Below are 24847 nucleotides of genomic sequence, written 5' to 3'. Positions count from 1 at the left end.
TTTATCTCGCTTTCGTTACGACTCTTTCATCGCTGGAAATCTCTTTGGCAGCCTCGCGAGCATTGAGCTCTACAGGACGAAGGGTGAAGTCGGGCGTGTTGTAAGAGTCGAATAAGCGGTCATAATATTGAGCCGGATGGCGCTGGGGAAGTAAGAATGGTTTGGTGGCACGGCCTTTGTCGTCGATACTACTGATGTATAGACGTGTGTAAAGACCGTCACCGCGCCGGCTTGTAAATACAAACCAATGCGAATTACGCGTCCAGTTGTGGTATGAATCGGTGTTGCGGCTGTTGGCAACAGTCAATGGTTGAGCCTTGCCTGTGTGTAAATCGAGCAGCCAATTATCGGCCTCATGGTGCCAAATGGGGAAGCACCCGTAGTCGGTCATGGTAAACATGATGTATCGACCATCGTAAGATGGACGCGGATGAGTGGCGCTTTTGCCCATTTGTCGAGCATTGAAGATCGTGTCGACACGTTGCCCTAACTTACCTGTAGCAGGGTCGAAAGCTACCTTACATATATTATAACGTATCTGTTTGTAGCCTCCGGGAATGGGATGAGCTACCGAAGAACAGAAGTAGAGCGTGCGTCCGTTGGGCGAAAATACGGGATATGTCTCGTAATGAGAGTCGGTCATGACGAGCGTGTCGAGTAATAATTCGTGGGTGGAAGGCTTGTAGACAAAGATATCGGAGGCTTGATCAAACACTTCTATACGCTCGCTTCGTACGGTATGGAAGCTTTGGTGGGTTTGGTTGGTGCTGTAGGCACAGTATTGACCCGACGGATGCCAATAAGGATATACCATCGAACCATGCAGCGTATCGCTTTTGGCTTTGAGCCATTCGCGCTTGCCATTGATGGAAATGAGTGTTGCTCCGTGGCTTCCACGAACGTGGAAGGTGAAGTGGGAAGGGTTGGTGCCATTGGAAGTGTGGCAGTTGAGGCATGCTCCGGGAACGGTCGTGTTCTCGATGATAGGCTCTTCGTCGAAGTTGGAGAGGTTGCGTTGATACAGTCCCATCTTGCTATAGATCTCAAATCCCGGTGCAATGCGACGATAGGTGAGTCCCCACTCGTCGAGCGCATGTTTGCTTACGTACATCTTGAAACTCTTGTATTGTGTCCATTGTCCATCGGTTTTCACGCTCAACGTGAAGTTGAGGCTGCCCCCACGATTTGCTTTGAGCAGGTTGTGCCATTCGTCTATGTCGAAGTCTATGGCATTTCCGCTCTCGTTTATTTCACCGCTTTTCGAACCTTTGACAACGATGTTGAGAGCATCGTAAGTCCCTCCGGTGTAGTCGAAGTTCATGGGTGCAATGTCTACAGGGATGGTTACGCCTACGTAATCGGGGAAGATGGTCGGTAGTTTATCTACCTTTTGGGCATTTTTCGGGGTGTCGGTGCAACTCGTCATCAGCATGATGGTGAGTATATATAATAGGTATGAGATGGTACGTTTCATGTCGTTAATGTTTTAATGGAAATCAATAGATGAGTTGCATCTTCTGTTTGCCTTGCTTCTCTTGCTTTCGGCTTCCAATAAGAAGGTAGTGCCAAGCATTGGTAGAGAGTGGTGGCTGCGAGAGTTCCGATGCCTCTTGGTTGCGCATATAGGTACCGATGAAGTTGAGCGTGTTCTCTACCGTCATCTTATCAAGACTATAGGGAATGTCTCGAAGGCTACCATGTTGTTGCAGCCACACGCCCACGAGTACTTCTTGGAAAGCTTTCGGGATATGGGTGTAGTTCACGTATTTACCCAACGGATAGTATTTCATGAATCGTTGTACGTCGCCTTGCAGCAGTTCGTAGGCCATCAGATACTCGTAAGCCATTTTGTTTTGGTAGTTACCCACGAAAAGCAGGCCGAGCATCTGATCCATTTCGCGGTCGCTAAAGAGGAAGTCGGTCTTCTGTTGGCGATCGGAACTCAAGCGCAAATAGAGCGGGTCAATTTTCAATCTGTCTTTGTTGCCGATGACTTCTAGCGTCCATGTAGCCCATTTGCGGTAGAAGAGCGACTGTTGTAGACGTCTCAGATACTTCGTGGCAACGGCATATTGACCATTGGCTATTTCGCATTGGATGATGCGTTGGGTCAGTCTGCCACTCTTACGGAAGTTGGGTATGGCCTCTTGGGCCTCGAACATGTAGCGCAAAGCCTCGTTAACCATACAGAGACGAAAGTAGATTTCGGCCGTAGAGACTGGCGAAGTCATGTCTCGACTGAATGAGGGGAAGAGTCCTTCGGCACCGTTTTGATAGAAATCAAAGATTCTATCGGATAGTTCATTGCGTTGGCTGAGAGCCAAGTTGACGCAAGCTACCGACATAGGAGATGATGGTTGCTTCTTTGTAGCTTTGTCGATGATGGCGTCCCATTGCTCATTACGTACCAGATAATCATAGTCTATGAGTTCGTATTGTGGACGAGTATAGCCGTAAGCAAGTGATGAATAGCCAACAGCGACAATGATACTCGTAGAAGAAAATAGCCATAGGCGGCTTTTCTTCGGCTCGTGTAAACGTGAGATGAGCAGTGGAATGCACACTATGAGAGCCATAACTACCCACTGAAGTCGTGGGATAAAGGCCGGGTAACGGTAATAGTTGATACCTCCCATGAGTCGATACAAGGGATATTGCAGACTATAAGAGAGGAGGTAAATGATGATTCCGGTATAGATTAAGGTTAAGATGCCTACCAAAAAGTTTGTAGGCGAGCTGCGTTTAATAAGTTCATAGCCGGCTACATAGGCTGCTATGACCCATACGCAGGCTCCGAATAGCCAATAGAATAGTGGAATAAGAATAAGCAGGAAGATGATTTTATGCCATCTTCTTGTGGGAAAAGCTTCGTTTCGGCTTATTGCATGGTAGCCAATTAGGGTACATAAGGCAGCAATGAGAGCTATCGTGAAGCTCAAAAGTACGCTTTCATCGCTCATAAAGAACCATAGTGTGAAAGCAGGAATGAAGCTGAGGATATACCAAGTGTCTGTACTACTAAGGCGACGGCACAGCATCCACGTAAGTCTTTGGATGCTTGTGTAACACAAGGCTAGGATGATGGCACCGAGAATGGAGATGTAATAGAACTGTACCAAGAACTCGCTGATGTAGTCGGCCAATCCTCCGGGAACGCAGATACGCTCCCAAAAGTATTCGGAAGAGAATAGGAAGAGTTGATATTGTTCTTGGTAACTGAGGATACTGACGCCGGGAATGAACCAAAACACAAAGACTGTAATGGCAAATAAAATAGAAAGCAGGGCTTTCCAATGGCAGATTAGTAGTTGTTTCATATCATTAGTAGAACGAAAATCCGGCTCTGTAGAGTTGTTTCTTAGCGGTCGATGACGAATGAACGGGTTACGATGCCGTTGTAGGTGTTTACGGTTAGACAGATTTGAGTAGTTTCTTTGATGTCGTCAAGTGGTATATTGACATACTGACGAACAGTATAGTATTCGGGAACACCGTTTTGTCGGTGATAGAGTTGTAGGTAAATGGTAGGCATACTGGTACCTGTTGCCGATGTGGAATCGTGCATCACCGAGACTACTTGCTTATTGTCTACACCGTCTTGTCGACCGGTTTTTAGTCCCAATTGCAAGTTTAGATAGCGACGGTTGGTACTCATCCATGCGCTCTCCAGCTTTAATGGGTCGGTAAAGATGGTGTCAATACGTGCTGTAGGTACGCTTTTGAGAACAGGGACACGTGCTATTTGAATGGCTTCGGTGGTGTGGTCGGTCACCTTTCCGTAGTAGAGTAGGGCGCGATAAGTGGAATCCGGCGTCGTAGCCCAGTCGGCTTTGGCATGCGGACTTAGCTTAAGTAGGTCTCCCTTATCGGTATGGCAGTAGTCTATTTGTCCTTTGGTAGCAGCATGCGCATCCACGATGTCGGCCTGAAGATATGAATATCGGCCGTCACCGGTGTCATAGCTGTTGTGCTCGCAAGCTATGATGAGGGGGATAAACAGTGCCAACCAATATTTCGACATATTACTTAGTAGCTGCTAAATAGTTGATGGCAGGGTTGGCATACATGGTTAACAGACGTTCGCGGAGATAGGCTTCATCTTTATTAGGGATGTCTATCTTGGTTAATTGTCCTGCTATGTATTGCTCAAACTGTTGTTGTTGCTCGGTCGTATAGGCACCGGTGTGCTCCTGTGTGCCATGAAGTAGGTCGAGAGCTACGTAGTTTGACGGGTAGAGACGATAGTTACGATGAATCTCGTGGTCTATGTGAGCAGCGATTTTCTCGTATAGTTCGGCTTTCGGCATGTTTTCATCGAGAGTCGAGAGATAGTCGTCAATGCATGGAGTACAATGATAATGTAGGTGCCCTTTGTAGCCCATGATGCCCGTTTGCATGCTGTGTACATCGTCTTGAGCGCTCTTTCTCCACCCCGGAACGTCGCGCTTAAGTTGGAATTCGGCCGCTTTGAGATAGTCACAGGGGTCGTATTCGTAGGAAAGCGACAGTGGAACGATATGCATTTGCTTCAATCTATCGATGATAGAGCCTTCACCTCCCATCGTAATCATCTTAAGAATAGCCTCTTGGGTGTGGTCGTTGCTGTCCTTGGCACGACCCTCTCGCTGTGCTATCCAAATGTTTTCATGCTTCTCACTAATGGCGAAATGCATGTAATCGGCCAATCGTTTGCTCGAAAGGAGCATTTGGCGCATGGGCAATCCACGCTCTACGATGAATGATTTGTTAACTCTTACGAGGTCTTTCACCCATGGTAGGGACAGTAAATTATCGCCAATGGCAATCTCACAAGTAGTTGTGAACTTGGCATCTATGAGGAACATGGACAGAGAAGACGGGTCCATTACGATGTCGCGGTGATTGCTGATGAACGTATATCGTCCGGTATTGTCGACCGCTGATGCGTCCATTTCAAAACCGGTAGTGGTCTTTGTCAACACATTTTTGACGAAGTCGTAGCTGAAAGCGTACTGAAACTCCATGCTGGTTTTGCATGCTCGCATTTTCTTACCGATGGCTTCGATAGACACACCGGGCATCAGAAAGTTCATCACGGCTTGAAATTGCGGATGTGCCAACAATCTGTCGTACACCTCAGGAAGCTCTTCCGGCTCATAAGGTCGGATAGCATCGAATTTCTTCAGTAGTTCTTTGTCCATGGTTCGTAAGATTAATGGTGAAAGATGAAGGCTGTTGGCGTTAGTCGAACTGGTTCTCTACGATTTCGCTCAACACCTCTTTGATATCCAATCCGGCTGCACGCACCTGCTGAGGAATGAAACTTGTGGGAGTCATTCCGGGTGTTGTGTTGATTTCAAGCATGTTGATTTGATCGTTACCGTCTTGGGCTTTTGAGATGATATAGTCGATACGTATGATTCCGTTGGCGTGCAGGATGTCGTAAATACGACTTGTCAACTTCGCAACTTGGGCTGCGGTGTCATCGCTAATACGTGCCGGTGTAATCTCTTGTACCTGTCCGTTGTACTTGGCATTGTAGTCGAAGAACTCGTTTTTAGTCACAACTTCAGTGGCAGGGAATACTACCGATTTGTCTTTCGTCTTATAAACACCCTGCGAAATCTCCGTTCCTTCGAGATAGCTTTCTATCATTACCTCATCGCTCTCCATGAAAGCGACACGCAGGGCAGGCGCCAACTGGTCTACGTTCTTTACCTTTGAGACGCCGAAACTGGAACCGTCGGCAGCCGGTTTCACGAAACAAGGCATGCCAAGGCGGCGTTCCACCTCTGCTTCATCGCATGTGTCTTCGCGCCGAAGTAGCATGCTGTCGGCCACATTGATACCGTATGTACTGAGATATTTATTGAGTACGAATTTATCGAAAGTCAATGCTTCAACCAAAACACTGCTAGTGGAGTAGGGCATACCAATGAGTTCAAAGTATCCTTGCATGTATCCATTCTCACCGGGCTGGCCATGAATGGTGATATAAGCATAATCGAAGCACGTCGTTTTGTCGTCGAGCAAGAATGAGAAGTCGTTCTTATTGATGTGCGCAATGTCTCCGTTGTCGAGGTTTACGTGCCAATCGTCTCCCTTCACATCAACAATGTAGATGTTATAACGCTCTTTATCGAAAAAGGAATAAAGTCCCTGTGCAGAGCGCAGAGATACATCGTGTTCCGATGAATCGCCACCACAAACGATAGCAATCGTTCTCTTTAAATTTTCCATATTATCAAATTGTTTTCTATTTTTCTTCAAAAGTATTGGCTGTAGTGCCATGTATGAAGCTTCTCCACTTCTCTACGAGCTGGCTTAAATCGCTTGGCCATTCGCTTGTAAAGTCCATCTGCTTGCCTGTGATGGGATGTACGAATCCTAAAGTGCGGGCATGTAGAGCCTGTCGATTACAGATTTTGAAGCAGTTCATGATAAAAGCTTTATACGTACTGCTACGTTGTCCGCGCAGGATTTCGCATCCGCCGTACCGTTCATCGCCAAAGAGCGGATGCCCGATGTGCTTCATGTGAGCACGTATCTGGTGAGTTCTACCGGTCTCAAGGATACATTCTATCAGCGTCACGTAGCCGAATCGTTCGATGACGCGGTAATGAGTAACGGCCGGTTTGCCTATCTCGCTATCGGTAGGAAACACCGTCATGCGCAGTCTATCCTTGGGATCGCGTGCTATGTTGCCTTCTATGCGCCCCTCGTCTTCGGCTAAATTACCCCACACCAGTGCATTGTAGCTGCGATGAGTGGTCTTGTTGAAGAACTGCTTACCCAAAATTGACTTTGCATCGGCGGTCTTTGCCACAACCAACAGTCCGCTTGTGTCCTTATCAATACGATGTACCAACCCCACTTCGGGGTCATTAGGGTCGAATGATTTCAAGTCCTTCAGATGCCAAGCCACGGCATTGATGAGTGTACCGGTGAAGTTTCCAGCTCCCGGATGTACCACCATACCAGCCTCTTTGTTGACTACCATGAGTGCATCGTCTTCGTAAACGATGTTCAGGGGAATGTCTTCGGCCACGATACTCGTGTCGTGTTTCGGCTTGTCGAGCATCAATGTGATGACGTCGAGAGGCCGAACCTTGTAGTTACTCTTTACCGGTTTGTTGTTCACACGGATGGCACCGGCCTCCGCTGCTGCCTGTATACGGTTGCGACTGATATAGGGATTGCGCTCTGTAAGGTATTTGTCGATACGCACAGGCTCCTGTCCTTTGTCGACTTCTACCCTCCAATGCTCATAGAGTTGTTGGCTTTCGTCGCTGTCTTCTATCTCGTCAATTATCTCTTCTATCATGTATTGCGAGGCTCTAGTGTTGTTAACTACTCTTTCCTTGGTGTTGTAGCGGGCTGCTCTTCGGGTACAGTCACCTCTTGGAACTCGTCTACATCGCCCTTTTCTTCCTCAAATATGGGGGCAGTTGTGGGTTCAATGTAGTCCACGGAGTCGTCGGCAGAGCGCTGACCGTTGCCCACCTGTATCGTCAAAGAGTCTTCTACGGATATGCGTTGTCCTGCCGTTACGTGCTGACCACGTACCACGATGCCGTATACCCAATCTCTTTCGCCGGCCACATATTCCGGTTCCGTGAGCTTAAAGCCCATGGCTGAGAGTTTGGCGATGGCTTCGCGCAATGAACTATTGTCTATGACATCGGGCAAAGCGATGGTAGGTGACTGGAGCGAATTGATGGTCACATAAACGATATGTCCCGATTTTACGCGCTCACCGCTTTCAGGTGACTGCTCCAATATGCAGTCGGCAGGCTGCGATTTCACATATCCTGTATCTGTTACGACCATGGTAAGCCCTAGATTGCTGAGCATTTGCTCGGCATCCGTGGCGTTCATGTGTTTAATATTCGGTATCGCGATGGATTCGCCATGATGCGTATAGACATCAAGACCGTACTTCACGCCGAAGCAAAGTGCCACGATAACGATGCCCATTGCCAATATGTTGCCCCAGAAATAACGGCTTTTGAATTTATTGACGAATTCAGATGATTTCATCTTGCTTTATAATTGGAATGTTATGCAAAGATAAGTAATTTTTCGATAAACCATTGTGATTCCACGAAAAAGTGTGCATACACGTTTCGGGTGCGCCGTGTAGGCGGCTCTTAAACACAACATACCCCCATGAGAAAGATTCCTCAAGGGGGTATGTTGAAGTTCTTTGTTGAAAAAGAACTTGACTCTGTTCACTGTTTATTTGCCGTGATTCTCGCTAGAAACAGTTAGTTTCTTACGTCCACGTGCGCGGCGAGCAGCCAAAACGCGGCGACCATTCTTGGTTGACATTCTCTCGCGGAAGCCGTGCTTGTTCACTCTTCTTCTGTTGTGAGGCTGAAATGTTCTTTTCATTTTAGTTCTATTTTATTATTATTTGTTTCTTCGCTTTGGGCTGCAAAAGTACTCATAATTTTCGAAATGGCAAAGAAATAGACTAATTTTCAGCCACTTTCGAGCGTATTTTGTATTTTATTCGTAACTTTGCAATCGATTTTAGACGTATATTTAACGTGTAAATATATATAATAACACAAATATGATCAATTCACAGGAAATTAAAATCGGAACTTGCATCCGTATGGATGGTAAGATTTGGACATGTATCGACTTCCAGCATGTAAAGCCCGGAAAGGGTAATACGGTGATGCGTACAAAGTTGAAGAACGTTTCCGACGGTCGCGTATTGGAGCGTACGTTCCAAGTAGGATTCAAGTTGGAGGATGTTCGTGTTGAGCGTCGCCCTTATCAGTATCTGTATCAAGACCCAACAGGTTACATCTTCATGAACCAAGAAACTTTCGAGCAGATTCCAATCGCTAGAGAAGGTATTGAGGGTGTAGACTTTATGAAGGAAGGCGACGTCGTAGAAGTCGTTACAGATACATCGGATGGTACTATCCTGTCTGCTGAAATGCCTGTTAAGACTGTGCTCCGTATTACTCATTCAGAGCCGGGCGTAAAGGGCAACACAGCTACTAATGCAACCAAACCGGCTACATTGGAGACCGGAGCTGAGGTTCGTGTACCTTTGTTCATCAACGAAGGTGACCTGATTCAGGTTGATACACGCGATGGAAGCTACCTGAACCGTGTAAACGAATAATATTTTTTCAGGGCAAAGAGATTCTTGTTGTCTCCTTGAGGGAGGCGGAGTCTCTTTGCCCTTTTCTGTTTCTTTTAATGCCTATCTGCTACATGAAATACTCTGTTATTGTACCTGTATTCAATCGTCCCGATGAAGTGAGCGAACTATTAGATAGCCTTACACATCAGACAGTGACCGATTTTGAAGTTGTCATCGTGGAAGATGGGTCGCAAGTGCCTTGTAAAGAGGTATGCGAAGCGTATGCCGACCGACTCAATCTGCATTATTATGCCAAGACAAACAGCGGTCCGGGGCAGAGCCGAAACTACGGTGCAAGTGTAGCACAGGGTGAATACCTGCTGATTCTAGATAGTGATGTTGTCTTACCCGAAGGTTATTTGAAGGCTATAGACGACGAGTTGAATCGCGAGCCGGCCGATGCTTTTGGGGGACCAGACTGTGCTCACGAGTCATTTACACCAGTCCAAAAAGCCATTTCTTATAGTATGACTTCGTTTTTTACCACAGGTGGCATTCGCGGAGGCAAGAAGAAACTCGATAAATTCTATCCTCGTTCGTTCAATATGGGCATTCGTAGCGATGTCTACCATGCTTTGGGCGGTTTTTCTAAGATGCGTTTCGGCGAAGATATAGACTTTAGCATCCGTATATTTAAGGCCGGTTATCGCTGCCGGTTGTTCCCCGAAGCGTGGGTATGGCATAAGCGTCGTACTGATTTTATGAAGTTTTGGCGACAAGTATATAATAGTGGTATCGCGCGTATCAATCTTTATATGAAGTATCCTGAATCGTTGAAACTCGTCCATATGCTCCCTATGGTGTTTACGGTGGGAGTGTTTCTGTTGGTGATATTGGGAATAATAGGTATCGTAAACCTTGCATTTGGGCAGAATAGTATGCAACATGCTGTTGGTTTTTGGGCTTGTACATTTGCTGCCACCCCTCTGTTGCTCTATTCGTTGCTTATCTTTATCGGATCTACCTTAAAGAATAAGAGTCTGCAAGTAGGTGCTTTATCCATTATCGCAGCTTTTATTCAACTTATGGGCTATGGTTTTGGATTCTTGGAAGCTGTTTGGAAACGTATGGTTTTACAGAAAGATGAATTCTCGGCATACGAGAAGAACTTCTATAATTGATAAGTAAGTGACTCATAATTATCAATTCTCAATTTTGAATTTTCAATTAAATCGATGAAACTCAACATCAATCAGTGGGCCGAAGAAGACCGACCACGCGAGAAACTTCTTGCGCGAGGAGCCGAGAACCTTACCGATGCCGAACTGTTGGCTATCTTGATAGGGTCGGGATCGGTGCATGAGAGTGCCGTAGATTTGATGAAGCGAGTCTTGAAAGACTGCAATAACAACCTCAACGCACTTGGTAAGAAAACAGTGAAAGAGTTGATGGATTACAACGGGATAGGAGAAGCCAAGGCTATTACGATATTGGCGGCTTGCGAATTGGGCAAGCGACGGGCACGAGAAAAAGCTGTGGAGCGTGCCGACTTGGGCAGTGCTACGGCTATCTATAATTATATGCACACCCTGATGCAAGACCTTGACGTGGAAGAGGCGTGGGTGTTGCTCATGAATCAGAATTATAAACTCATCAAGGCGCAACGTATTAGTCATGGTGGCATTAACGAAACGGCGGTCGATGTACGTGTCATCATGAAAGAAGCAATTCTCTGTAATGCCACCATTTTGGCCTTAACGCATAATCATCCGAGCAATAACACGATGCCAAGTCGTATGGATGATGAGTTGACACAGTGTGTTAAGAAGGCTTGTGAGTTGATGCGTATCTACTTCTTAGACCATGTAGTTGTCACCGACGGGGCTTATTATAGCTACCGAGAAGAAGGTAGGCTGTGATGAGAAAAGCTCCTCCCCACCCCTCCCCATAGAGGGGAGGGCGAAAGGAATAGACCTTTTCCGTGCTACAACTTAAGAACTTATAAACTCAAAAACTTAAATACTAAAACCTAAACTCGTCTACTTGTCAACTTAAACCCTTGTTAACTAGTTTATTCGTTAACTTGTTTACTAAAACGATTGAGTTGGGTTGGGGCTATTGCAAAGCCTCCCCAGTATTGCTGTATAGCCATTTCAGCATTGCTGCCTAGCCGAGACAGCAGTGTTGCCCGGCCACTGCAACATTGTATTTGTAATTTCCTTAAATGTTTATCTAAACCTAGCGGGTGTAAGAAAATAAGTCATTGCCTGTTCAATCATGTTGTAGGCGGGCTTTAAACAAAAAACCGCGGACATCGTCTGCGGTTGGTATTGTAGTGTAAGAGAAAGGTGGTTTAGAGATATTGTTGAAAGAATTTAGCTATCGTATTGCCGGGCTGTTTCTTTATGGTGGCTTTCATGAATTGGTAGAAAGTCGAGTCGGCCTTGTCGGCATGCCCTTTAAGCATTGCGATACTATCCTTTGACGCATGCCGCATGTTAGCCGAAAGGTATAGATTGGAGGCCGTGTTGCGTTGTATGGTGAGGTCTTTCCACTGCTGTATCAGATTATTTTGTGGTGTCCCGGAGGTGATGCTGTTGGTATCGAGGTGCACCTTGATAACGCCGGGTTCGGTCACTACGAGCAGCTCTTGGGCTTGCATGCGCTGTCTGAAAGGCAATCGGATGATGCTCACGCGCTCTGTGTCGCCCTCAAATACAAACTTACCATTGTACGCATACGTGGAATCCACGTTTCCCCAATTGGCTCCCGTCATGGGTACAAGATAAATCTTCTGCCCATCAGCGACGCCTGCTGTAACCGTACCTTCTATCCTATAGCGTGGCTTGTTGTTACAGCTGAAGAGCAATAGCAAGATTGCCGAGAGAAAAATCACTCTTTTCATGATTCTCATATTGTTTTTGTAAAAAGCCCCGACCGTATTGACCGTTCGGGGCTTCCACCTAAATACTAATACCCTACGACGTTACTTTCTCTTGAAATTCCAGAAGAATGCAGTTCCCCAGTCGCCTGCTCCGGGTTCTGGAGCGCAAAGACGGAGTTCTTTGCTGTCGGCTTTGAGAATCTGATAGACGTATTGGCGAGCATTGCCATTATTGACCATGAGACCCATCAATGGAATTGTACCATTGAAAGTGAGGGTTCCGATGTCCCAACCGTCTTTCACTTTGGTGCTTGTAGCTGTAACGCTACCGCTCTCACCACGGCTGGTCTTAACACCACCGGCGCCTAGCCCCATAGAAAACCAACCGTCGGCACCGTCTTTAGGAAGTCCCTTGTCGGTTGCTTGCTGGTCTATATCGGCAGTCTTAACAACCCACCAAGCCGGTCCGGTAGACTCCATGTATCCACCATTACCCCATACACCGTCGGCTGCTTCAGTGTTCCAAGTGTATGTATAAGATGTGAAGTCGCCCTTACCATCACCAAACAAGGTGGTAAGCATGGGGTCGAGGTCAGTGAATTCTTTTACGTCGATGGATTTAGCTTCCGACTTTGCCACTGAGCGATCAAAGCCTGTAACCTGTACATAGTACTTGACGGTGCGGGCAGGAGGCAATACCTGTACTTTCACCGAAGTACCACTACCGACCATCTCGTTTGTTTCTGCATCGTATACATAGATATAACGTGTAGGCGATGTGGTGACAACGAGGTTGTTGTTGCCTTCTTTCTTAGCTGTAATCTGAAGTTCTTTGCTGAGTTCTTCGGATGTAACGTTGGCTACCGGGCTCTCATCATCTTGCTGCGGATTGCAAGATGCCATCATGAAAGTCAGTAGAGCAGCTGCAAATAATATCTTTTTCATATTTCTGTTTCTTTTTGATGAGTGAATTATTTCCAACCCTGATATTCAGAGGTGTTGTCAGTCCAACCTTCATTTTGGGTGACACTACCCAATGAAACTTGACTTTCTGGCATCTTTTGGAAGCCGGCTGTGGCCTTATAGCGTGCTTCGTAGCCACCGTTGTGGGCTATGTTTTTGTCGGAAGCTCCACAATAGTAGATAGGTTGATTGAGCTGTCTTGATAACATTTGGGCAGCAATGTGCCAACGACGGATGTCATTCCAGCGAGTACCTTCGAATGCCAACTCCCAGCGACGTTCGTTCTGAAGAGCCTTGAGAGAGTAAGCTCCGATAGGGCTCAAGCCTGCACGAGCACGCACTTTGTTGATACCTGCGACGTCTTCTTTCAATTCGCTCTGCATCAAAAGTACATCTGCGAAACGAATCAATACGATGTCGTGGATGTTACCTAATTGGAAGTTGTTGTTGCCTTGTATCCAGTTGGAAGGCCCATACATTAAGCTTTCAAAGCAACTCAGGTAAGGTACCGCGTTAGAACCTGTTGTTGGGAAAGCTTCTTCGTAGGTTCCATCGTTCTTAGCAGAAACCGGAGACTGCTTCTTCTCATAATAGTCGGTTTCTTGAACAAAGTCGGCCCATCCACCCTTTGCATAATTAGGTAGTTTGTTCACATCCTGAATAGATGCTTCAAGACGCTTGTCGCCGGGCTCGGCACTATTCCAGTCGTCTACCAAGTTGGGAGCTACAGAACCTGCACCCCATCCTTGTCCGAAGGGGAATGTATTAGCTAAGTCTTGTCCACCGCGTACACCGAAGTGCAATGCTAGCCCGTTGGCATAACCAATGGTTGTAGCCCAGTCGGCACGCTTGTTAAACTTGATGGCGAACATAGACTCCGGGTTAACGGCATTATCGTCTTCTACCCATTTCAATCCTTTACCCTTGGTATATTCGTAGTCTTCTTTCGTGTTACGGTTACTATATGCCCACAGGTTGCGGAAGTCGGGAACCAATGAGTAGCCGGAACTGTTGACACACTCATCGATACATGCAATCACTTGTGCCTTGGTCAAAGTGTTGCCGTTAGGCAATGCAACTTCGGTCAAAGATTTGTAAGTGGTGCTGGTCAAGTCGGCGATAGTAGTACCGTTTCCGTAGAAACCTGTGTAGAACAACCAAGCACGTCCCAACATAGCACTGGCTGTATAGCGGTCAATATGACCGTTGGTCAGACGTTGTTTTGGCATTGTTGTGGCTGCAGTGTACAGGTCTTGAAGTATCTGTCCCCACAATACTTTCACGTCACCCGGAGTAACTGTCTCGCCGGAAGGAGCTGTCATCAAAGGTACGTTACCGTACATAGATGCCAATTCGTAGTGATAGAAGGCACGTAGGAAGAGTGCTTCACCCATGACCTGCGCCTTGTTCTCTCCGTCTAACTTTGTATTTGGGATAGACGCAATCAGTGTGTTGGCGCGGTTGATGCCTTGATAACGCTGACTCCAGAAATCTTTTGTCATATCAGCATTGTAGTTACAGATGAGGTCTAAAGCCTGCATCATCTTGTCGTTGACACCACCACCACCGAGCTGATCGTCGCTAGCCAAGTCAGAATAATACAAGAACGACTCTTGAGGATTGGCCATCACTGCATTCAAATTCTCATAGATGCCGGCCAAAACGGCTGTCGCATCGCTTGATTTTGCAGGGAAGTTTTCAGTAGACAGGTCCGTCATGTTCTGGATATTGTTGATATCACACGATGTAAATGTCCCTGCTATCATCAGAAGCGAGCCTATGATATATGATATTCTTTTCATTGTTGTTTCGATTTAGAATTTAACATTGACACCAACCAAGAATGTACGAGGTTGTGGGTAGTTACCTACATCAACACCGGTTACCCAAGGCTCTCCACTATTAAGAGCCATACCGTTCTCAGGATCCATTCCCTTGTATCCGGTAATGGTAAATAGGTTCTGTGCGGTGAAGTAGAGACGGAGTTGTGAGAATGGGCATGCTTTCCAGTTCTTAGCGAAATCATAACCGATAGTCATGTTCTGTAAGCGGAAGTAACCAGCATTGTCTACATAGATATCTGATACTTGCTGCCAGTTAGGACCGGTATTCATACGGGCCAAGAGTGGGTATCTGTTAGAGGTTCCTTCACCATTCCAGTAGCCATATACTTCAGAAGTGTAATTCTCTTGCTCACCGTCGGTGAACTTACGATATGATCTTGCAACCTGTTGTCCAAGAGCTGTATAGCCTGTCACAGAGAAATCAAAACCTTTATAACCGAAGTTGAGGCTGAGACCCATAGTTACATCGGGGTTAGGATTGCCCAAATTAGTCTTGTCGGCAGGGGTGATGACACCGTCACCATCAACGTCTACGAACTTTAAATCACCGGGTTTCAAACCTGTTCCTTGTAGAGAATGAGTAGCATCTCCACCACAGTTCTTTGCTAGGTAGGCCTCCAAATCGTTCTGATTCTGAATGACTCCATCGGTCTTATAGCCATAGAAGTAACCGATAGGGAATCCTTCTTCAAAGCGAGCCATGATACCTGTGTTCTGTGCGAGCAAGTCGTTACCGCCTTCATTGTACTTACGAGGACTATTAACGGTAATCACCTTATTATTATTGTAGGCAATATTATAGTTTACACCATAAGTAAAGTCTGTGCCAATCTTATCTTGCCAGTTCAAACCAAGCTCAATACCAGTGTTCCGGACAGTACCGGCGTTCTGCCATTGTTTGTCAAAACCGGTTGTTGCAGCAACAGGAACTTCCAGCAACAAGTCCTTTGTCTTCTTATAATACCAGTCGAAGTTCACGTTCAAACGCTGATTTAAGAAGCGAGCATCAATACCTACGTTGGTCTGTTCTGATGTCTCCCATGTCAATTCTTCGTTAGAAAGACGTGATGGACTGGCTCCCGGTGTATAGCTGTCTTTATTATTATTGAATGAATAGTTAGACAGTTCATCGAATGCAAAGGTTGCTTGGTAAGCGAAACTCGATACAATATTCTTGTTACCATTTTGTCCCCAGCTGGCACGAAGTTTCAAGTAGTCCATCCAACTGCGTGTAGATTCCATAAACTTCTCGTTGCTTACAACCCATCCTGCAGATACCGATGGGAAGTAACCCCAGCGATGTCCGGGGGCAAAGATAGAAGAGCCATCGGCACGGAAGATAGCTGTCAGCATGTAAGTCTCGTTATAGTCGTAGTTGATGCGGCCGAAGTAAGACAGGCTACGAGTGTCTACATAAGGAGTACCGATAACAGTTGCCTTACCACCCTTGTCGCTAGTAGCCGACAGATAAGCGTGGCTGAAATCTCCAAAGATACTTGTTGTAGAGATACCTTGGATGGATTCACCGAAGTTAGGCTTTGATTCGCCGTATTCCATACCGGCTAATACGTCAATATGGTGAACCCTCTCCAAATCGAATTTATAGTTAACAGTGTGGGTATTGCTCCATCCCCAGCCGAGTCCGGCTTGTTGTGTGACTTGGTCGGTGGTACGTTTCATACCTGCCGTATTCTCATTTGCGTTGAAGTTAGGCAAGAAGCTACGCCATGACCATGAACTTTGGTTGTAGTTGAACTGTCCACGATACACCAAGTTCTTGATGGGTTGAATCTCGTAGTAACCTACTGCTGACAGATTAAAGCTGCGACTTTTGTTGTTAGAACCTTGAGAATTCTCCAAAACGTAAAGTGGGTTTACAGTATAAGAGTTGTACTTATACCATCCCTCAGTGCCTGATTTCTTCAGGTCGTCGTTGTTGAAATAGTTGCCATCAGCATTGTATAGAGGCACCAAAGGATTAGCACGAAGCATGTCGGAGATAGAGTTGCCGTACTGGTTTCCTATCTGGATACCTTGATTTTCGCGATGATTGAAGTATACATTCTCCCCAATTTTCACTACATCGAGTCCCTTTTCGTTGCGATAAATGACGTGTTCAGAGTTCAAACGTATGGTGAAACGACGGAAATCGCTCTTGGCGAAGTCTCCACCGAAGATACCATCTTGATACTGATAACCCACGCCGGTGCTGAACTTAGAACGGTCTGTACCGCCGGTAACGTTGAGAGCGTGACTTGTAGTCACTGCATTTTTGTTACGCAAGAGGTCGAGCCAGTTGGTACCCTTGTTCGTTCCGTCGTTGTAAGCCTTCAATAAATCGGCGTCAATGAACTTGCTCCAGTCCCAAGGTGCTACTCCGCTGTTGTTTCTTACGAGGTCTTGTACCTGCATATATTCCTTAGCTGTCAGCAAGTCGGGCATGCGATATACGTTCTGCCAACCCACATTGCCGTCGTAGCTCACCTGTATCTTACCCTCTTTACCTTGGCGTGTGGTAATCAAGATGACACCATTGGCAGCTGCCGAACCGTAGATGGCAGCCGAAGCACCGTCCTTCAATACGTCAATACGCTCGATGTCGGCCGGGTTGATATTGTTAATATCGCCACCCGATACGCCGTCGATAACGTATAATGGCTTAGTATCACTATTCGTACCGGCACCACGGATGGTTACTTTGAATCCATCACCGGGCTGTCCTGATATAGCTTGAATGTTCACACCGGGACTCATGCTCTGCAATGCGCCCAATGCTTGAGTGGTATTCATCTTTTGTAGGTCAGAACCTTTTACTTCGACGGTAGCGCCTGTTACCAGTTTCTTCTTCTGTACACCATAACCTACAACAACGACTTCGTCCAAACTGGTGTCTTCAGACTGAAGTGTAAGAGAAAAATTGGATTGATTTCCCACTTGGATTTCCTGCGTCTTATAGCCGATATAACTAACGACGAGGGTTGCACCCGGTTTCACATTCATGCTGAAGTTACCATCTAAGTCGGTAACAACACCATTGGTAGTACCTTTCTCTAATACGGTTGCACCGATGACGGGGCCTTGAGAATCTACAATGTGACCGGTAATTTTCTTGGCTTGTTGCACCTCTTTGACCGAGGAATTAGGCAAAGCAGCCAATGCTTGTGGTGAATAGGCGAGTCCTAATGTTGCACAAGCACCCATGACCAAAGCTGTCTTTCTAAAATGAAGAGTCATACTTTTAGGTATTTCTATAGGTTAAACGTTTAATAGATTTTGGTATTTGGAGTCTTCTCCAAAAAAAGTAAGTAGATTAGTTTGCAAGTATTTTATACCGCGAACAGCATTTTTAAGTTGAATTCTTTTCCATGAAGTCTTGGTTTTGTATTGTTTAAGTTCTAGATATTTCCTTTTATGTTTAGGTCGTTTGGTGTCTCCTCTGTCTGACGGCAGGTTAGGTTATCATACGTTTTCTTGTACCGTTGGGGAGATTGATGCAATATTTATTGCTCGCAAAGTTATATAATAAAATCTTATTATGCTGATACTATTTTGCTCAATGCTGATACTATCTTATAACTTTATAGCAAAACATAAATTATCTCAAAAAGGGTAAAGTGTCTGAATGATTATTCTCCACCTATTATAATATAGATATATTAGTGAAAATGACTAATTTTGTGCTATTATAATAGAGTAAAGCAAAATATCGTATGATTTCTTTTGAGTGTGATTACAATAACGGTGCGCATCCGTTGGTGCTGCAACACCTAGTTGATACCAATGATAAGCAAAGCCTCACTTATGGCTTTGATGAGTGGAGCGAGCGTGCTCGCCATCGTATACGGGTAGCCTGCAATGCGCCAAAAGCCGATGTCTATTTCTTATCGGGGGTGCGATGTTGATCTTCCCTTTATTGCTGAGCACTGTGATGCCTTTTATATCGGTGGCACCAAGGTGGGGGCGCTCTGCGGTGAAGCCGTGGTATTCCTCAATGGAGCACCGCGCCAATTCTTCACCATTGTGAAACAGCATGGGGCTTTGTCTGCTAAAGGACGATTGATGGGGCTGCAATTCGATGCTCTTTTCACTGACGACCTTTACTTCCGCATCTCTAAGCATACCATAGATATGGCTATGAAGATGCGCACACTGTTTCTTAAACGGGGCTATCGACTCTTTATCGACTCGCCAACCAATCAACAATTCTTTATCATAGACAACAAACGCGTAGCCGAATTGGAGAAACATGTGCTCTTCACTCATTGGGAGCCATTTGGCTCAGATGCCTTTGTATGCCGCTTTGTGACAAGTTGGGCTACCACGGACGACGACTTGAAGGTACTTGAAGAGTTGTTGTAAACGACTCGTGTGCATCTATCTAAATCCTTGTTAGGTCTACTTTGTAATTCAAAAAAATCTCCCTCTCTTTGGAAAAAGGGTAGTATGATGTTCTTGCAGTGGCTCGGCAGAATTACTGCAAAGCCTTTTCAGCATTGCTGCGAAGCCGAGACAGCGATGTTGCCAAGCCCCTGCAATCAATTAGTAAACAAGTTTACGAGTAGATAAGTAGACGAGTTGGGAGTGAGAAGTGATGGTTTTATGTCAAAAAAGTATTAGCTTTTAAGACTTGTCAATTCTTTTTTTAATAGGAAGATAAGGCCGGTTGGTCTTTTCATCTTGGTTTTGATAGGTATCTTTTACGATTTGATAAAAAATATATCCCTCCAAGTTTGTAAACTTAGAGGGATATATTAATGGAGTAAATACAACTAGTCTACTTATCAACTCGTCAACTTGTTAACTCTTAGGGTATATGTTGATGAAATAAGAACTTTGAAATAGGCTGCTTGATTACAACGCTTCGAGCATGCGTTTGATAACTACTTCGGCGCTAATCTCACGGTTGGCAGCTTCGGGAATAACGAGGCTGTGCGCACCTTCAATCACGTCGTCGGTGACGATGAGGCCGCGACGCACTGGCAGACAGTGCATAAAGTATCCGTTATCGGTCCATGCCATGTGCTCGGCATCTACAGTCCAATTCATATCTTGGCAAGTTATCTTGCCGTATTCGGCAGGATTGGTGACGCCCGGATTGCTCCAGTTCTTTGCATAAATGAAGTGAGCACCCTCGAAAGCTTTGTGTTGGTCGTATTCTACGCGTGCGTTTCCCACAAATCGCGGGTCGAGTTCATAACCTTCAGGATGCGTAACGACGAAGTCAACATCAGCTCTATTCATCCATTGGGCGAAACTGTTGGGTACGGCTTGAGGCAATGCGCGACAGTGGGGTGTCCATGTGAGTACCACTTTCGGGCGTGCAATGGGCTTATGTTCCTTTATCGTGATGAGGTCGGCAAAGGCTTGTAGCGGATGTACTGTGGCTGTCTCCATGGCAAAAACAGGCTTTCCGCTATATTGAACGAATTGATTGACGATGGTCTCTGCATAGTCGAAATTGCGGTCGGTAAGCCCTGCGAAGCTGCGAATACCAATGATATCGCAGTAGCTAGACATCACTGGAATAGCCTCAAGTAGGTGCTCGCTCTTGTCTCCATCCATGATAACGCCTCGCTCGGTTTCCAGTTTCCACGCACCGGCATTCACATCTAGCACGATGACATTCATGCCTAAGTTCATTGCCGCCTTCTGTGTTGAGAGGCGAGTACGCAGACTATTATTGAAGAAAATCATCAGCAAGGTCTTGTTTTTACCCAATTGCTGATACCCGAAACGATTTTGTTTCACCTCTTGAGCTTCGGATAATGCTGTCCGAAGGTCTCCTAAATCCTCGATATTGAAGAATGTTTTCATATAAAGTCTCTCTTAATAGCTTTCCCACGAAGTCTATATTATATAATAGGTGGGATATGGTTGCCGGTTAATATGAATGGTTGATAATCTCTATTTCACTTTTTGGGGAAGGCCGGGGAGGGACTTCTATTCCCTTATCTGCCCATGTCCTTCTATCAACCACTTGTAGGTGGTCATCTCTTCTAGTGCCATTGGGCCACGCGCGCTGAGTTTCTGGGTGCTGATACCAATCTCTGCTCCGAGCCCGAATTGTGCTCCATCAGTGAAACTAGTGGGTGTATTGACATAGATACAGGCTGCATCTACCATGGTTTGAAATCTCTCTGCAGCTGCTTTATCTTCGGTTACGATGCTCTCACTGTGCCCGCTGCCGTATGTGTCGATGTGTTCGAGGGCTTCGTCGAGACTGTCTACGGTGCGAATACTCATTTGCATGCTCAGCCATTCGGTGTTCCACTCATCGTCTCCATTGATGGGTACGAGCAAATCGGTAGGATAATTGTCGTGCAAAGCAATCATGGCGCGGGTGTCGACATGTAGTTTTACACCCTTTAGCGCGAGTGGTTCGCAGAGTGATGGTAGGTCGTTGAGTCGGCTCTCGTGTATTAACAGGCAGTCGAGAGAGTTGCAAACACTGCATCGACGTGTCTTAGAATTACACACGATATCGCGTCCGATGCAGAGTTCTCCGGCCTTGTCGAAGTAGCAATGTACCACACCTGCCCCAGTCTCAATGACCGGAATCTTGGCCGTATCGCGTACAAAATCAATGAGATGCTTGCCCCCTCGCGGTATACATAGGTCGATATAGCCCACGGCATTGAGCATTTCGGCTGTGGCTTCGTGGCTTGCCGGCAGTAGTTGTACGATATTACTGTCAACTCCGGCAGTATGAAGTACATCGTGGATGAGGTCTACTGCGGCTCGACAAGAGTCGATGGCATCGCGTCCACATTTCAAGATACAGGCGTTACCACTCTTTAGGCAGAGGGCGAATACATCGAAGGTGACGTTGGGGCGAGCCTCGTAGACGACGCCGATGACACCAAACGGCACGCTTACACGACGTAGATGGAGTCCATTGTCGAGTGTTTTCTCCTTTAGCGTATGGCCTAATGGTGAGGGGAGGGTGGCTACCTGACGGAGGCTGGCGGTTATTTCTTGTAGTCGTTCGGGCGTGAGCATGAGTCGATCGTACATCGGATTGCTCTTGTCCATGCGTGCCAAATCGCGCTTGTTGGCCTCTAATAACAGGTCGGAATGGCGACTGATGGCCGCAGCCACATATCCAAGCAGCGCGTTTCGTTGCTCATCGGTCATCAAAGCAAGTTGTCGGCTCGCCTTTTTTACGTCTCGGAATGTTTGTTCTAAAGCCATAATCGATGTGTTTTGGTTATTCCATATACATGTAATCGTAGTGTACAAGCGGCTTGAGTCCGTGTTTACCAATATGCGTTTGCGCCTCTTCGGCACTGTAGGCACTGCGTCCTACGGCCACCGTATGGCCTTTTGAATCGATGATATTGATAATATCTCCCTCTTCAAAATCGCCTTCTATAGCAGTCACTCCCACCAATAACAGGCTTACGGTCTGCTCTCCCTTCAAGGCCTCTGCGGCTTTGTCGTTGATATGAACCAATCCCTTGGCGAAGCTTTCGCTATGGGCTATCCATTTCTTTACACCCGAAGTAGGAGTCGGATTCGGCCTAAACTCGGTGTGTATGGTGCTTTGTGGATGTGTAGCCAGATTGATAAGAATGTTCTCAGTCTTCCCATTGGCGATGAGAACCTTGATACCTTCCTCGGCCACTTTGCGTGCAATGTTGGTCTTGGTAATCATACCGCCACGGCCAAATCCGCTTTTCGTGCTCTGGATGTATTCACTGATGTCGCGGTCGTAGTTCACTACGGGGATGACACGGGTACCGGGTTCGGAGGGTGAACCGTTGTAGATACCGTCTACATTACTCAAGATGACCAGTGTATCGGCATCCATCATGGAGGCAATAAGACCTGAAAGTTCATCGTTATCGGTGAACATCAGCTCTGTAACACTCACGGTATCGTTCTCATTGACGATGGGTATAACACCGTTTTCGAGCATTACCGACATGCAAGCACGTTGATTCAGATACTCTCCACGAGTGGAAAAGCTCTCTTTCATGGTCAATACCTGTCCCACATGCACGCCATATTCGCGGAACAAATCGTAGTAAAGACCGATGAGCTTTACCTGTCCGAGGGCAGAAAAGAGTTGGCGTTGTGCCACGCTATCCAGCTTTTTAGACACTTGTAGCTCGTTTCTACCACTGGCCATGGCGCCCGATGATACGAGAACCACCTCATATCCATTGTGTCGAAGCCACACGATTTGATCGACAATGGCCGACATTCGGGTTACATCCAGCTTCCCGTCGTCGCGTGTGAGCACGTTGCTACCAACCTTTACTACGATTCGTTTCATTGTTATTTGCAGTTTACCAGTTTACGAGTTGACAAGTTAACGAGGGTTTCGGTTACTCGATTATTTGGTAAATCGAGTATGCAAATTCTTGTCAACTCGTCAACTTGTCTCCTTGTTAACTATTTCCTGCTCCGTCTTTTTGCCTGATTTCCACGCGTCTAATCTTACCGGAGATGGTCTTCGGAAGTTCGTTGACGAACTCAATGATGCGTGGATACTTGTAAGGAGCGGTGACATGCTTCACGTGGTCTTGCAATGTTTTGACCAGTTCGTCGCCCGCTTTGTCTTTCCAACCGTCGGCTAGAACGACCGTTGCTTTCACTATCATGCCACGAATGGGGTCGGGTACGCCTGTAATAGCGCATTCCAAGATGGCCGGATGGGTCATCAGAGCGTTTTCAACCTCGAACGGGCCGATGCGATAACCGCTACTCTTGATGACGTCGTCGGTACGACCGACAAACCAATAGTAGCCGTCTTCGTCGCGCCAAGCCATATCGCCGGTGTGGTAGATGCCGTTATGCCAAACCTCCTTGGTGCGCTCTTCATCGCGATAATAGCCTTTGAAGAGCCCTAAAGGTTTCTCGTCGCCTACCTTAATACAGATTTCTCCCTTCTCACCATCTTCACATTCGGTACCGTCGGGGCGCAATAAGTGGACATCGTATTGCTGATTAGGCTTGCCCATAGAGCCCGGCTTCGGCTTTATCCAAGGGAATGTACCGAGCGTCATCGTTGTTTCCGTCTGTCCGAAACCTTCCATCAAGCTGACACCGGTGAGTTGTTTGAACTTCTCGGCCACTGATGGATTCAATGCTTCTCCGGCTGTTGTGCAGTATTGTAGACTACTTAAATCGTATTGAGAGAAGTCTTCGTGAATCATGAAACGGTAGATGGTAGGGGGAGCACAGAACGATGTAATGCGATATTTCTCTATCTGTCGCATGATTTTCTCGGCTGTGAACTTCTCATGGTCGTACACAAATACCGCTGCACCGGCAAACCATTGACCGTAGAGTTTGCCCCATACGGCTTTTCCCCAACCTGTGTCGGCCACCGTCAAGTGGATACTATTCTCATTCAGATTGTGCCAATAGATACCTGTTGTCAGGTGCCCAAGGGCATAGAGGAAGTCGTGTGCCACCATCTTGGGTTCTCCGCTGGTACCACTGGTGAAGTACATCATCATGATGTCTTCGTTGGTATTCACGTGTTCGGGGCGTTTAAAGGGCGGTGCTTGCTTCCATTCCTTGTTCCAATCGTGGAAATGTGACGGTACGTGAGGGCCTACGCTGATTAACACTTTGACCGTTGGACTGTCGGGCAACGAATTGGTTATCTGTTCAATGATGTATTCGTCGCCGGCACAGATAATTGCTTTCACGCTCGCACCGTTGTTTCGATACACGATGTCGTGAGTGGTTAGCATGTGCGTAGCGGGAATGGCTATGGCTCCTAACTTATGTAATGCCAACACCGACAACCACCACTGGTAGTGGCGTTTCAAGATAAGCATCACCTTATCTCCATGTCCGATGCCCAGACTTTGATAATATGAAGCCGTTTGGTCGGTCTGTTCTTTCAAGTCTTTGAACGTAAATCGAATCTCTTCTCCTCGTTCGCTAGTCCACAATAAAGCCAGTTTGTCGGGCTGCTCTTCAGCCCATACATCCATCACATCGTAAGCAAAGTTGAAATTTTCGGGTACGATGAATTGCAGATGTTTGGCATAATCTTCCTCCGAAGTAAAGTGGGTCTGTTTTAAGAATCTTTCTATCATTTCGCATGCTTGA

At 46.4% G+C, this 24847-nt stretch carries 21 protein-coding genes; 5 read left to right on the top strand and 16 right to left on the bottom strand.

Annotation, left to right across the window (positions count from 1 at the left end; translation table 11 throughout):
* Position 1: 1 nt before the first annotated feature.
* The 8 genes from HMPREF0671_RS00775 to rpmH all read right to left on the bottom strand — a co-directional run bounded on the left by HMPREF0671_RS00775 (position 2) and on the right by rpmH (position 8373).
* Positions 2-1474, bottom strand: a complete 1473-nt coding sequence (locus HMPREF0671_RS00775; RefSeq protein WP_036896060.1) for a PD40 domain-containing protein — start codon at positions 1472-1474, stop codon at positions 2-4.
* Between the two features lie 22 nt (positions 1475-1496).
* The gene (locus tag HMPREF0671_RS00770) at positions 1497-3317 is read right to left on the bottom strand and encodes a DUF6057 family protein (protein ID WP_036896058.1); all 1821 of its coding nucleotides are present in this window, start codon (positions 3315-3317) and stop codon (positions 1497-1499) included.
* A 41-nt stretch (positions 3318-3358) separates the two neighbouring features.
* Entirely contained in the window at positions 3359-4021 is a 663-nt protein-coding gene (locus HMPREF0671_RS00765; protein WP_036896056.1) for a NigD-like C-terminal domain-containing protein, read from the bottom strand.
* A 1-nt stretch (position 4022) separates the two neighbouring features.
* Complete coding sequence (locus tag HMPREF0671_RS00760) at positions 4023-5180, bottom strand: 1-acyl-sn-glycerol-3-phosphate acyltransferase (RefSeq protein ID WP_036896054.1); 1158 nt, start codon at positions 5178-5180, stop codon at positions 4023-4025.
* Positions 5181-5220: 40 nt separating this feature from the next.
* A complete protein-coding gene (locus tag HMPREF0671_RS00755) occupies positions 5221-6219 on the bottom strand; it encodes a D-alanine--D-alanine ligase (RefSeq protein WP_036896052.1) in 999 nt (332 codons plus the stop codon).
* Between the two features lie 16 nt (positions 6220-6235).
* Entirely contained in the window at positions 6236-7303 is a 1068-nt protein-coding gene (locus HMPREF0671_RS00750) for an RluA family pseudouridine synthase (protein ID WP_036896050.1), read from the bottom strand.
* 26 nt (positions 7304-7329) lie between these two features.
* Positions 7330-8019 (bottom strand): PASTA domain-containing protein, encoded by a 690-nt coding sequence (locus HMPREF0671_RS00745; protein WP_036896048.1) that lies wholly within the window; start codon positions 8017-8019, stop codon positions 7330-7332.
* Positions 8020-8217: 198 nt separating this feature from the next.
* The gene (gene rpmH, locus HMPREF0671_RS11845) at positions 8218-8373 is read right to left on the bottom strand and encodes a 50S ribosomal protein L34 (RefSeq protein WP_082721648.1); all 156 of its coding nucleotides are present in this window, start codon (positions 8371-8373) and stop codon (positions 8218-8220) included.
* Between the two features lie 184 nt (positions 8374-8557).
* On the opposite strand from rpmH, the gene efp reads away from it, so the two are divergent.
* From efp to radC, 3 genes are all read left to right on the top strand, one after another.
* Positions 8558-9124, top strand: coding sequence for an elongation factor P (gene efp / locus HMPREF0671_RS00740; RefSeq protein WP_036896046.1), 567 nt, complete (start codon positions 8558-8560; stop codon positions 9122-9124).
* A gap of 92 nt (positions 9125-9216) precedes the next feature.
* Positions 9217-10266: a glycosyltransferase family 2 protein gene (locus tag HMPREF0671_RS00735; RefSeq protein WP_036896044.1), complete on the top strand. Its 1050-nt coding sequence runs from the start codon at positions 9217-9219 to the stop codon at positions 10264-10266.
* A 54-nt stretch (positions 10267-10320) separates the two neighbouring features.
* On the top strand, positions 10321-11004 hold the full coding sequence (radC, locus tag HMPREF0671_RS00730; RefSeq protein WP_052052719.1) for a DNA repair protein RadC: 684 nt from the start codon (positions 10321-10323) through the stop codon (positions 11002-11004).
* A 434-nt stretch (positions 11005-11438) separates the two neighbouring features.
* Here the strand turns inward: radC and HMPREF0671_RS00725 are convergent, their stop codons facing one another.
* The 4 genes from HMPREF0671_RS00725 to HMPREF0671_RS00710 all read right to left on the bottom strand — a co-directional run bounded on the left by HMPREF0671_RS00725 (position 11439) and on the right by HMPREF0671_RS00710 (position 18010).
* A complete protein-coding gene (locus HMPREF0671_RS00725) occupies positions 11439-11990 on the bottom strand; it encodes a DUF4369 domain-containing protein (RefSeq protein ID WP_052052716.1) in 552 nt (183 codons plus the stop codon).
* Positions 11991-12071: 81 nt separating this feature from the next.
* A complete protein-coding gene (locus HMPREF0671_RS00720; protein ID WP_036896041.1) occupies positions 12072-12914 on the bottom strand; it encodes a hypothetical protein in 843 nt (280 codons plus the stop codon).
* A gap of 26 nt (positions 12915-12940) precedes the next feature.
* Positions 12941-14734 (bottom strand): RagB/SusD family nutrient uptake outer membrane protein, encoded by a 1794-nt coding sequence (locus HMPREF0671_RS00715; RefSeq protein ID WP_036896039.1) that lies wholly within the window; start codon positions 14732-14734, stop codon positions 12941-12943.
* Between the two features lie 12 nt (positions 14735-14746).
* Positions 14747-18010 (bottom strand): TonB-dependent receptor, encoded by a 3264-nt coding sequence (locus HMPREF0671_RS00710; RefSeq protein WP_036896037.1) that lies wholly within the window; start codon positions 18008-18010, stop codon positions 14747-14749.
* A gap of 476 nt (positions 18011-18486) precedes the next feature.
* Here HMPREF0671_RS00710 and HMPREF0671_RS12605 point away from each other — a divergent pair, with 476 nt between their 5' ends.
* On the top strand, positions 18487-18678 hold the full coding sequence (locus HMPREF0671_RS12605; protein ID WP_369793907.1) for a hypothetical protein: 192 nt from the start codon (positions 18487-18489) through the stop codon (positions 18676-18678).
* The gene (locus HMPREF0671_RS00705) at positions 18647-19135 is read left to right on the top strand and encodes a hypothetical protein (protein ID WP_052052715.1); all 489 of its coding nucleotides are present in this window, start codon (positions 18647-18649) and stop codon (positions 19133-19135) included. The genes HMPREF0671_RS12605 and HMPREF0671_RS00705 overlap by 32 nt, the downstream gene beginning before the upstream one ends.
* Before the next feature lie 492 nt (positions 19136-19627).
* Here the strand turns inward: HMPREF0671_RS00705 and HMPREF0671_RS00700 are convergent, their stop codons facing one another.
* The 4 genes from HMPREF0671_RS00700 to HMPREF0671_RS00685 all read right to left on the bottom strand — a co-directional run bounded on the left by HMPREF0671_RS00700 (position 19628) and on the right by HMPREF0671_RS00685 (position 24834).
* Positions 19628-20590 carry an acetylornithine carbamoyltransferase gene (locus HMPREF0671_RS00700; RefSeq protein WP_036896035.1) on the bottom strand — a complete coding sequence of 321 codons (963 nt, stop codon included), beginning with the start codon at positions 20588-20590 and terminating at the stop codon, positions 19628-19630.
* A gap of 126 nt (positions 20591-20716) precedes the next feature.
* Entirely contained in the window at positions 20717-21994 is a 1278-nt protein-coding gene (locus HMPREF0671_RS00695) for a glutamate-5-semialdehyde dehydrogenase (protein WP_369793909.1), read from the bottom strand.
* Positions 21984-23054 carry a glutamate 5-kinase gene (proB, locus tag HMPREF0671_RS00690; protein ID WP_036896031.1) on the bottom strand — a complete coding sequence of 357 codons (1071 nt, stop codon included), beginning with the start codon at positions 23052-23054 and terminating at the stop codon, positions 21984-21986. The genes HMPREF0671_RS00695 and proB overlap by 11 nt, the downstream gene beginning before the upstream one ends.
* Before the next feature lie 115 nt (positions 23055-23169).
* Positions 23170-24834: an AMP-binding protein gene (locus HMPREF0671_RS00685; RefSeq protein ID WP_036896029.1), complete on the bottom strand. Its 1665-nt coding sequence runs from the start codon at positions 24832-24834 to the stop codon at positions 23170-23172.
* Positions 24835-24847: the final 13 nt, after the last annotated feature.

The organism is Prevotella sp. S7 MS 2 (assembly GCF_000762865.1).
Lineage (GTDB): Bacteria > Bacteroidota > Bacteroidia > Bacteroidales > Bacteroidaceae > Prevotella.
Note: the sequence above shows the minus strand (reverse complement) of the source record. Positions and strands in the feature narration are given on the sequence as shown.